Annotated in this window: 8 protein-coding genes; all 8 read left to right on the top strand. The window is 69.0% G+C overall.

What is annotated here, in order from left to right; translation table 11 throughout:
• The first annotated feature begins 292 nt into the window (after window positions 1-292).
• Window positions 293-3,193, top strand: a complete 2,901-nt coding sequence (locus C5B99_RS19320; protein ID WP_181064997.1) for a hypothetical protein — start codon at window positions 293-295, stop codon at window positions 3,191-3,193.
• A 180-nt stretch (window positions 3,194-3,373) separates the two neighbouring features.
• Window positions 3,374-4,411 (top strand): HAD-IIA family hydrolase, encoded by a 1,038-nt coding sequence (locus C5B99_RS11800; RefSeq protein ID WP_104242283.1) that lies wholly within the window; start codon window positions 3,374-3,376, stop codon window positions 4,409-4,411.
• Window positions 4,408-4,581, top strand: coding sequence for a hypothetical protein (locus C5B99_RS19315; RefSeq protein ID WP_181064996.1), 174 nt, complete (start codon window positions 4,408-4,410; stop codon window positions 4,579-4,581). The genes C5B99_RS11800 and C5B99_RS19315 overlap by 4 nt, the downstream gene beginning before the upstream one ends.
• Complete coding sequence (locus C5B99_RS11795; RefSeq protein ID WP_258063202.1) at window positions 4,578-5,459, top strand: TlyA family RNA methyltransferase; 882 nt, start codon at window positions 4,578-4,580, stop codon at window positions 5,457-5,459. The genes C5B99_RS19315 and C5B99_RS11795 overlap by 4 nt, the downstream gene beginning before the upstream one ends.
• Entirely contained in the window at window positions 5,456-6,379 is a 924-nt protein-coding gene (locus C5B99_RS11790; RefSeq protein WP_104242281.1) for an NAD kinase, read from the top strand. The genes C5B99_RS11795 and C5B99_RS11790 overlap by 4 nt, the downstream gene beginning before the upstream one ends.
• Entirely contained in the window at window positions 6,376-8,124 is a 1,749-nt protein-coding gene (gene recN, locus C5B99_RS11785) for a DNA repair protein RecN (protein ID WP_104242314.1), read from the top strand. The genes C5B99_RS11790 and recN overlap by 4 nt, the downstream gene beginning before the upstream one ends.
• A gap of 11 nt (window positions 8,125-8,135) precedes the next feature.
• Window positions 8,136-9,857: a CTP synthase gene (locus tag C5B99_RS11780; protein WP_258063201.1), complete on the top strand. Its 1,722-nt coding sequence runs from the start codon at window positions 8,136-8,138 to the stop codon at window positions 9,855-9,857.
• On the top strand, window positions 9,854-10,498 hold the full coding sequence (locus tag C5B99_RS11775; RefSeq protein WP_104242279.1) for an NUDIX hydrolase: 645 nt from the start codon (window positions 9,854-9,856) through the stop codon (window positions 10,496-10,498). The genes C5B99_RS11780 and C5B99_RS11775 overlap by 4 nt, the downstream gene beginning before the upstream one ends.
• Window positions 10,499-10,502: the final 4 nt, after the last annotated feature.

Genomic DNA, 10,502 nt, shown 5'->3' with positions numbered 1-10,502 from the left:
GTACTGCAGGGGGGACCCTGTGGGAGAGTAGGTCACCGCCGGACTTCTTCATAAGCCGGGGTTGGTTGTTGAGTGAGCAGAGATGCTCCTCGATGACCAACCCCGGCTTTTTTCATTCGCCACCAACCGCGACAATACAACGCAGCGCCGAAGCACCCCGATGGCAGCACAGGGCACGTCCCTGAGCTCCGGAGCGCTGTGACGTAGGCTGGGTGGCGACGCAAGCGTCCAAGGTGAGGCGCATTCAGACAAGCACGACAACAATTCGACAGCGCATCCCGAGGAGCTATTCATGGACGCAAACGACAACGAGCGGCGAAACCCGAGCAACGAACGCGGGTCAGGCAACCGCCAGGAACGCAGCGGCCAGGATGGGCGACGGGATGCGAACTCCCGCGGCGGCGACCGCAAGCAGTTCGGCGACCGCAAGCCCTACGCAGGCGGCGGCGACCGCAACCAGGGAGAACGACGCAGCTACAACAACCGTGACGATGCCCAGCGCGGCGAGCGCAAGTCGTACGCGCCCCGCGATGGTGAGCGGAAGTCGTACGCACCGCGTGATGACAACCGCGGTGAGCGCAAGTCGTACGCACCGCGTGATGACAACCGTGGTGAGCGCAAGTCGTACCCACCGCGTGATGACAACCGTGGTGAGCGAAAGTCGTACCCACCGCGTGACGGCGAGCGGAAGTCCTACGCCCCCCGTGATGACAACCGCGGCGAGCGAAAGTCGTACCCTCCCCGCGACGGCGAGCGGAGGTCCTACGCACCACGCGACGACAGCCGTGGCGAGCGCAAGTCGTACCCTCCTCGTGACGGCGAGCGGAGGTCCTACGCACCGCGTGACGACAGCCGTGGCGAGCGAAAGTCGTACCCTCCTCGTGACGGCGAGCGGAAGTCCTACGCACCGCGTGACGACAGCCGTGGCGAGCGCAAGTCTTACCCTCCGCGTGACGGTGAGCGTCGTCCCTACAACTCCCGCGATGACCGCGGCGAGCGCAAGTCGTTCCCGCCCCGCGATGGCGAGCGGAAGTCGTACGCACCGCGTGACGGTGAGCGTCGTCCCTACAACTCCCGCGATGACCGCGGCGAGCGCAAGTCGTTCCCGCCCCGCGATGGCGAGCGGAAGTCGTACGCACCCCGTGATGACAGCCGTGGTGAGCGGAAGTCGTACGCACCGCGTGATGACAACCGTGGTGAGCGGAAGTCGTACGCACCTCGTGACGATAACCGCGGCGAGCGAAAGTCGTACGCGCCTCGTGATGACAACCGTGGTGAGCGCAAGTCGTACCCTCCTCGTGATGGTGAGCGCAAGTCCTACGCGCCCCGTGACGACAACCGTGGTGAGCGGAAGTCGTACCCTCCTCGCGATGACAGCCGTGGCGAGCGCAAGTCGTACCCGCCTCGTGACGGGGAGCGTCGTCCCTACAACTCCCGCGACGACCGCGGCGAGCGCAAGTCGTTCCCGCCCCGCGACGGTGAGCGGAAGTCGTACGCACCGCGTGATGACAACCGTGGCGAGCGGAAGTCCTACGCGCCTCGTGACGACAGCCGCGGCGAGCGCAAGTCGTACCCTCCTCGTGATGGTGAGCGCAAGACCTACGCGCCTCGTGACGACAACCGCGGCGAGCGCAAGTCCTACCCTCCCCGTGACGGCGAGCGTCGCTCATCTGGCCCCCGTGGCGACAGCCGTGGCGGACGCGACGATCGCGGCTTCTCTGGCGGCCGCGGACGTCCGGCGCCTGAGCGTCCGGAACTGACCGAGGAGGAGCTGCTCGCGCGTGAGCTCCGCCCGGTTCGGGCAGAGCACATCGACCCCATCGTTCCCGACGAGGTCAGCGAGTCGGATCTCCCCAAGGGCGCCCGCAACGAGCTCAAGACGCTCGAGGCGACCAACCAGGAATTCGTCGCCAGGCACCTCGTGATGGCATCGGTGCTGATCGACAGCGATCCCGAGCTCGCCCATCAGCATGCCGTCTCGGCGGCACGCCGCGGCGGACGTATCGCCATGGTGCGCGAGACCCTCGCCATCACGGCGTACACGATCGGCGACTACGCGCTGGCACTCCGCGAGCTGCGTACCTACCGTCGCATCAGCGGCAAGGAAGACCAGCTGGCGCTCATGATCGACAGCGAGCGCGGCCTCGGCCGCCCGGACCGGGCCCTCGAGCTCGGTCGCGCCGCCGACCGCACGGGGCTCGGCCCGGCCGAACTGGTCCAGGTCGCCATCGCCATGTCCGGTGCGCGTCTCGATCAGGGCGCCGCCGACCTCGCGCTTGCTGAACTCGAGATCCCGCAGCTCGACCCGAAGCGCGCCTACTCGTACAGCCCGGCCTTGTTCGCCGCCTACGCGACCGTGCTCGAGGAACTCGAGCGCACCGCAGAAGCCGAGCGCTGGACGGCCCTCGCCACCAGGGCGCAGGATGCTCTCGACGCCGTCAAGCACGACGAGCACGAGACCATCGAAGTCGTCACCGAAGGCGAGTTCCCCCCTCTCGAGGAAGACGAGATCGACGAGGACGGGATCGCAGCCGAGACCGAGACCGAGATCACGGGCGAAGGCTCGACGAGCGCTGTCGAAGGCTCGGGAAGCGTCGCAGATGGCGAAGCATCCGAGGCCGCGGAGTACTCGCGTGACGAGGACGACCTCGAAGCCGAGGTAGATGAGCTGCTCGCGGCGGCCGGTGACACGGTTGCAGCTGAGCCCGAATCGGAGGCTGCGGCTGAGGCCGATGTCATCGACGACGCCGCTGCCGTGCTCGACGACGAACTGGTCGCCGAGGTCGAGGAAGAGGCGGACGAGATCGTCGCCGAAGCCGAGGCGCTGGATGAGGTCGAGGAAGAGGCCGACGAGATCGTCCCTGACGCGGAGACTGCCGACGAGGCGAAGGAAGTCCAGGAAGAGGCTGACGAGATCGTCGCCGCTGCCGAGGATGCCCAGGAACTCGCGATCGACGAGCACGACATCGACGAGCACGAGAGCGCGCCTGTTGCCGTCGACGTCGAGCTCGATGTCGTCCCGGCACCTGCTGAGGCCGAGGTCGCATCGGAGTCAGACGCTGACGCCGCGCCTGCCGATGCTGCATCGGACGCTGATGACAGCGACGCCGAGAACAGCGACGACGAGAACGACGACGAAGACGAGGAGAAGAAGCGCAAGGGCGACGAGCCCGAGCCCCTCTTCGACCTGTGATCGGATGCGGGGCGGCGGATCCACTCCGCCGCCCCGCGCCCGCCTGCGGGGCCCGCAGCGCCCGCTGTGCCTGTACCTCGCGCGAAGTGCGCGAATCGCGTCGATCCTGCCTGGGCCGACGCCAAGATCCCAAGAGTCAGGCTGCCGAAGCCGACGAGCCGAGAGAGACGAGAGATCCTGATGGCTTTGTTCAAGAAGAGCACCGGAACCGGACCTTCCCCGCTCGACGGCGTGGACGTGGTGCTGGCGGACCTGGATGGCGTCGTCTACCGCGGACCGAACCCGGTGCCCTACGCGGTGGAGAGCCTGAATGCGCTCGCCGCGTCCGGTCTCCGCTCTGGGTACATCACGAACAATGCCTCCCGCACGGATGAGCAGGTCGCGCAGCATCTGCGCGAGCTGGGGCTCACGCTGACGGCCGAGGACGTCGTGACGAGTCCGCAGGCGGCGGTGCGTCTCCTGGCTGACCAGGTAGCCCCCGGCGCGCTTGTGCTCGTCGTCGGTGGGGACGGTCTCATCGACGAGCTCGCCAAGGGTGGATTCCGCGTGACGCGATCCGCGGACGACGAACCCGACGCAGTCATCCAGGGCTTCGCGCCGCACGTCGGCTGGGAGCACCTCGCGGAGGCCTCGTTCGCGCTCGCGCGCGACATCCCGTGGGTCGCGACGAATCAGGACTGGACGATCCCTGTCGCTCGCGGCATCGCCCCGGGCAACGGAACGCTGGTGTCGGCCGTGCACACGGCGGTGCAGAAGCTGCCGCTCGTCGCCGGGAAGCCGGAGAAGGCGATCTTCGACGAGGCGGTGCGCCGCTTCGACGCGAAGAAGGCGCTGTTCATCGGCGACCGACTCGACACCGACATCAAGGGTGCCTCGAACGCCGGCATGGCCTCGGCGTTCGTGCTCACGGGCGTCGACCGCCCCAAGCAGCTCATCGCGGCGCCCCCTGGTCAGCGTCCCGACTTCATCTTGAGCGACCTTCGCGAGCTCTCGCAGCCGTACCCGAAGGTCGTCAGCGAGCGTCCACAGGCCGAGGTGGCCGTCGCGCGCGTCGGAGACGCGCAGGTCACAGTGCGTGGCATCGACGTCATCGTCGACCGCGCCGGCTCCTCGCCCATCAACCTCCTGCGTGCTGGCTGCGCAGCGATCGCGGCTTCGGAGAAGCTCATCTACGCGCTCCGGGTGCCGGAGGTGCTGTACTCGGAACTCGCGTCATGAGCATCGACCCAGGCGGGGCCGCCGACGACACGGAGCTCGGCCCCGAGCTCGATCGGATCGCGTCCCTGCCCGTCTCGGAGCGCGCGGCCGAGTTCTCGCAGCTGCACCAGCAGCTGGGGGAGCTCCTGGAGAGCACTCCCGTGGAGCTCTTCGACGGGGACAGCGCGTGAACGGTCCGATCACGACGCCCGAGGGAGGGCCGCTCAAGCGCCTCGACACCGAGCTCACCCACCGTGGGCTCGCGCGCAGCCGCACGGCCGCGGCGCGCCTCATCGAGGCCGGGCTGGTGTCCGTGAACGGTGTGCAGGCGAGCAAGACGGGCCTCCGCGTCGCCGACCACGACGAGCTGACGATCGCTGGGGGAGACGACTTCGTCTCGCGAGCCGCGCACAAGCTCGTCGCGGGTCTCGACGCGGTGCCGACGCTCGATCCCACTGGTCGAGTGGCGCTTGACGTGGGTGCATCCACCGGCGGCTTCACACAGGTGCTGCTCTCTCGCGGCGCACGTCACGTCGTGGCACTCGACGTCGGGCACGACCAGCTGGCGCCGTCGGTGCGCGAAGATCCTCGCGTCTCGAACCTGGAAGGCGTCAACGCCCGGTTCGTCGACGCGGAGCAGCTCGACGAACTGCTCGTGGCAGCGGAATCGCCCGTGCGCTCCGCCGATATCGACCTCGTCGTGGGCGACCTCTCGTTCATCTCCCTGACCAAGGTCATCGCCCCCATCCTGGCGATGGCGCCCGGGATCGTCGACGCCGTGCTGCTCATCAAGCCGCAGTTCGAGGTCGGGCGGACGGGCGTGAAGGGCGGCATCGTCCACGACCGCAGGCTGGTTGCGCCCGCACTCGAGCGAGTGCTCGTCGAAGCTGCCGGCTGCGGGCTCGAGCTCGTCTCGCTGCGGCCGTCTCCCATCGTGGGAACGCACGGGAACTCGGAATTCGTCGCGGTCTTCCGCACGTCGAGAGGCTCGAGTCCAGCGGATGCTGACAGACTCGACACTCTGCGGCGAGCCATCGTCGAAGCGGAGGACTTGGAGGCAGATCGATGAGCGGAAACTCGAAGCGGCGGATCCTCGTCGTCAGCCATGTCGCACGCGAAGACGCCATCGAGGCGGCCATGACGGTGCTGCAGCTGCTCGACGATGCCGGCGTGGTTCCCGTGCTCGAGCCTTCGACGCACCGCGAGCTGCTGCGCCTCGACAGGAACCGGGTGCCCCGGACGACCATGGCGCTCGGCGATCAGCTCGCGGCCGACGAAGTCGAGATCGCCATCGTGCTCGGGGGCGACGGGACCATCCTGCGTGCCGCCGAGCTGGTGCGCGATGCCGGGGTCCCGATTCTGGGGGTCAACCTCGGTCACGTCGGCTTCCTCGCCGAGAGCGAGCGAGACTCGCTCGCGGACGCCGTCGGACGAGCCCTCGATCGCGACTACGAGGTCGAGGAGCGGATGACGCTCGACGTCCGGGTCACGCTCGGCGGCCAGACCGTCTACGAGACCTGGGCCCTCAACGAGGCATCCATCGAGAAGGCCAGCCGTGAGCGGATGCTCGAGCTGGTTCTCGAGGTCGACGGGCAGCCGCTGCTCAGCTTCGGCGCCGACGGCGCGATCTTCTCGACGCCGACCGGCTCCACCGCCTACTCGTTCTCGGCGGGCGGCCCCATCGTGTGGCCGACGGTCGAAGCGCTGCTGCTCGTGCCGATCAGCGCGCACGCCCTCTTCGCGAGGCCCATCGTCGTCGGCCCGAGCTCGACGCTCGCCGTGGAGATCATTCCCCGCACCGGCACGCCGGGTGTGCTGTGGTGCGACGGGCGACGCACGTACGACCTCACGGCGGGCTCCCGCGTGACGGCAACGCGGGGAGGCGCCCCGATCCGTCTGGCGCGACTCCACAGCGCGCCGTTCAGCAAACGACTTGTGGAAAAGTTCCAACTCCCGACTTCAGGATGGCGAGGACCCGCACGCGCATGATTCTTGACATCGATATCTCCGGCCTCGGCGTCATCGAACGCGCCGAGCTTCCCCTCGGCCCCGGCTTCACCGCGATCACGGGTGAGACCGGCGCGGGAAAGACCATGATCGTCACGGCGCTCGGCCTGCTCCGCGGCGGGCGCGCATCCGCGGACGCGGTGCGGTCGGGCGCGAGCAAGGCAGTCGTGGAGGGGCGCTGGCAGCTCGACGCCGACAGTGCCGCAGCGCGCCTCGCGGCAGACGCGGGCGCAGAGCTCGACGAGAACGACGAGCTCCTCGTGGCCCGCCAGGTGAGCGCGGAGGGTCGGAGCCGAGCCTGGCTCGGCGGGCGCGGGGTGCCAGCCTCGATCCTCGCCGACCTCGGAGAGCGCCTTGTCGTGGTGCACGGGCAGAGCGACCAGTGGCGGCTTCGCAGCGAGGGAGCGCAGCGTGCCGCGCTGGATGCGTTCGGCGGCGCCGAGCTGCGCAGCGCACGCACCACGGTTCGCGAGGCGCATGTCCGCCGGGGCGAGCTGCGCGCCGAGCTGCAGACGCTGAGCGACGCTGAGGCCGAGCGCGAGCTCGAAGCCGCCCGACTGCGCCGGGCACTCGCCGACATCGAGCCGGCCGAGCCGCAAGCGGGGGAGGACGTGACGCTCCTCGCCCGCATCGAGCGGCTCTCCAACCTCGAGGCGCTCCGGCGCGACGTCGGCCAGGCGCACGAGCTCCTCGCCGGTGACAGCTCCGCAGGATTCGGCGGACAGGGCGGCGCGAGCTCCACCGAGCTGGTCTCGCAGGTGCGGGCCCTCATCGACAGCGCGACAGCGAGCGACCCCGCGTTGGGTGAGCTCGGACAGGCGGCGGCCGACATCTCGTTCGCCATCGACGAGCTCGGCCTGCGCCTCGCCGGCTACCTCGACGGACTCGAAGCCGAGGGAAGCGGTGAACTGGCGGAGCTCAACGAGCGGCTCACGCTGCTCACGAGCCTCACGCGCACCTACGGACCGACGCTCGACGACGTGATCGAGCTCGGCTCCCAAGCGGGCATCCAGCTGCTGGAACTCGAGAACGACTCGACGCGCATCCAGCAGCTCGAGGCGCAGATCGCCGAGGCGGAGGAGGCGCTCGCCGCCGCGGCTACGCGCCTCACGGAACTCCGGACCGCGACGGCTGCGGTGCTCGAGGAGCGGGTCACGGAGGAGCTCCACGCGCTCGCCATGCCGGCAGCCCAGCTCACCGTGGCCATCACCCCGCTCGACGAGATCACGGCCCACGGCGGCGACCGGGTCGCCTTCATGCTCCGTCCGCATCCGGGAACCGAGCCGGCCCCGCTCGGCAAGGGCGCGTCCGGCGGCGAGCTCTCCCGCGTCATGCTCGCGCTCGAGGTCGTGCTGGCGGACGTGAGCTCGGTGCCGACCCTCGTGTTCGACGAGGTCGACGCCGGCGTCGGCGGGTCCGCGGCGATCGAGATCGGGCGCCGCCTGCAGCGGCTCTCCGCGAACGCTCAGGTCATCGTCGTCACGCACCTGGCGCAGGTCGCTGCGTTCTCGGACAACCACATCAGCATCGAGAAGTCGAGCGACGGACAGTTCACGACCTCCAGCATCCGCCAGATCAGCGGTGCGGACCGGACGCAGGAGATCGCCAGGCTCCTGTCGGGACTCTCCTCCAGCGAGACCGGGAACGCCCACGCAGAGGAGCTGCTCGAGCTCGCCGCGGCGAATCGCACAGCGTCAGGCGCAGACGGATCGCGGTCCGTCGGCTAATATGGAATTCCGTGACTAGCGCAGATATCCCAGTTGCGGGAAACGACCAGGCCGTTGTCAAGCAGATCTATGTGACCGGGGGCGTGGTCTCCTCTCTCGGCAAGGGCCTGACCGCTGCCAGCTTGGGCAACCTCCTCAGGGCCCGAGGCCTGCGCGTCGTCATGCAGAAGCTCGACCCGTACCTCAACGTCGACCCGGGCACCATGAACCCGTTCCAGCACGGCGAGGTGTTCGTCACCAACGATGGGGCTGAGACCGACCTCGACATCGGCCACTATGAGCGCTTCCTCGACGTCGACCTCGCGCAGTCGGCCAACGTCACGACCGGGCAGATCTACTCGAGCGTCATCGCCAAGGAGCGCCGCGGCGAGTACCTGGGCGACACGGTCCAGGTGATCCCGCACATCACCGACGAGATCAAGCGACGCATGCGCCTCCAGGCCAGCGAGGAGCCTCGCCCCGACGTCATCATCACCGAGGTCGGCGGCACGATCGGCGACATCGAGTCGCAGCCCTTCATCGAGTCGGCCCGCCAGCTGCGCCACGAGCTCGGACGCGACAACGTGTTCTTCGTGCACGTCTCGCTCGTCCCGTTCATGGGAGCCTCAGGCGAGCAGAAGACCAAGCCGACCCAGCATTCGGTCGCGGCTCTCCGCTCCGCGGGGATCCAGCCGGACGCGCTCGTGCTGCGCAGCGACCGCCCCGTGACCGAGAGCAACAAGCGCAAGATCGCCCTCATGTGCGACGTGCCGGAGCGCGCCGTCGTGAACACCATCGACCTGCCGTCGATCTACGACATCCCCCGCGTCCTGCGCGATCAGGGGCTCGACGAGTACATCATCGAGCAGCTCAAGCTCCCCGCCGAACCCATCGAGTGGAGCGCCTGGGAGCGCCTGCTCGAGGTCGTCCACCAGCCCAAGCATCAGATCACGGTCGGCCTGGTCGGCAAGTACATCGACCTCCCCGACGCCTACCTGTCCGTGACCGAGGCGCTGCGGGCCGGCGGCTTCGCGAACCAGACGCGCGTCAAGCTGCGCTGGATCCCATCCGACGAGTGCGAGACGGCAGAGGGCTCCGCAGCACAGCTGAGCGACGTCGACGCGATCTGCGTGCCAGGCGGCTTCGGCATCCGCGGCATCGAGGGCAAGCTCGGCGCCCTGCGCTTCGCTCGCGACAACGGCATCCCCACGCTCGGGCTGTGCCTCGGCATGCAGTGCATGGTCATCGAGTACGCGCGCAACGTCGTCGGCATCAGCGACGCGAGCTCGTCCGAGTTCGACCCGGAGACGCCGAACCCCGTCATCGCGACCATGGCCGAGCAGGTCGACATCATCGAGACCGGCGACCTCGGCGGCACGATGCGCCTCGGGTCCTACCCGGCAGCCCTCGACGAGGGCTCCATCATCGCCGAGCTCTACGGCTCGACCCTCGTCGAGGAGCGCCACCGTCACCGCTACGAGGTGAACAACGCGTACCGCGATCAGATCTCGGATGCGGGCCTCCACTTCTCGGGACTCTCACCGGACGGCACGCTCGTCGAGTACGTCGAGCTGCCGCGCGAGGTGCACCCGTTCTACGTGGCCACACAGGCGCACCCCGAGCTCAAGTCGCGCCCCAACAACGCGCACCCGCTGTTCTCCGGCCTCGTCGCCGCCGGCCTCGAGCGTCAGCGCTCCGGTCGCCTCGTCGACGTCGAGGAGAGCGTGCAGGACGTGGACCAGGTCCAGCAGTGACCTCGTCCGCTGAATCGGGGCCTTTCGCCGACGCGGTCGCGGAAGACACGGTGCTCGAGTCGAGCGTCGTCTTCCGCGGCGCCGTCTGGGACATCGTCCGCGAGCGGTTCCGTTTCGGCGGAGAGGTGCTGACGCGGGAGTTCATGTCGCACACGGGCGCGGTCGCAGTGCTCGTGCTCGACGACGCCGACCGCATCCTCTTCATCCGCCAGTACCGTCACCCGGTCGGGCGGCGCGACTGGGAGCTGCCGGCAGGACTCCTCGACGCGCCCGGCGAGGACCCGCTCGACGCCGCGAAGCGCGAGCTCGGCGAGGAGGTCGACCTGCTCGCGGACCGCTGGGACGTGCTGCTCGACCAGTACACCTCGCCGGGGGGCAGCAGCGAGAACGTGCGCGTCTACCTCGCCCGCGGTCTCTCGGCCACTCCGGAGGCGTTCGATCGCACCGGTGAGGAGGCGGAGCTCGAGCAGCGCTGGGTTGCGCTTCCCGACGCGCTCGAGGCCGTCCTCGACGGCTCCGTGCAGAACCCGTTCGTCGTCTCGGGTGTCATGGCGCTCCACCTCGCGAAGGAACGCTCCTTCTCGACGCTCCGACCCGCGGACGCGGCCTGGCCGACCCGCTCGCCGGGGCGCCCAGAGTAGTCGG

Source organism: Pseudoclavibacter sp. Z016 (assembly GCF_002931215.1).
Classification (GTDB): Bacteria; Actinomycetota; Actinomycetes; order Actinomycetales; family Microbacteriaceae; genus Pseudoclavibacter.
The sequence above is the reverse complement of the archived record's forward strand: the minus strand, read 5'-3'. Positions and strand labels throughout refer to the sequence as shown.

Bases quoted from the DNA above. Each gene is read 5' to 3' on its own strand.
- C5B99_RS19315 (WP_181064996.1), top strand. From the start codon at position 4,408: ATGAGCATCGACCCAGGCGGGGCCGCCGACGACACGGAGCTCGGCCCC.
- C5B99_RS11790 (WP_104242281.1), top strand. From the start codon at position 5,456: ATGAGCGGAAACTCGAAGCGGCGGATCCTCGTCGTCAGCCATGTCGCA.
- C5B99_RS19320 (WP_181064997.1), top strand. From the start codon at position 293: ATGGACGCAAACGACAACGAGCGGCGAAACCCGAGCAACGAACGCGGG.
- recN (WP_104242314.1), top strand. From the start codon at position 6,376: ATGATTCTTGACATCGATATCTCCGGCCTCGGCGTCATCGAACGCGCC.
- C5B99_RS11800 (WP_104242283.1), top strand. From the start codon at position 3,374: ATGGCTTTGTTCAAGAAGAGCACCGGAACCGGACCTTCCCCGCTCGAC.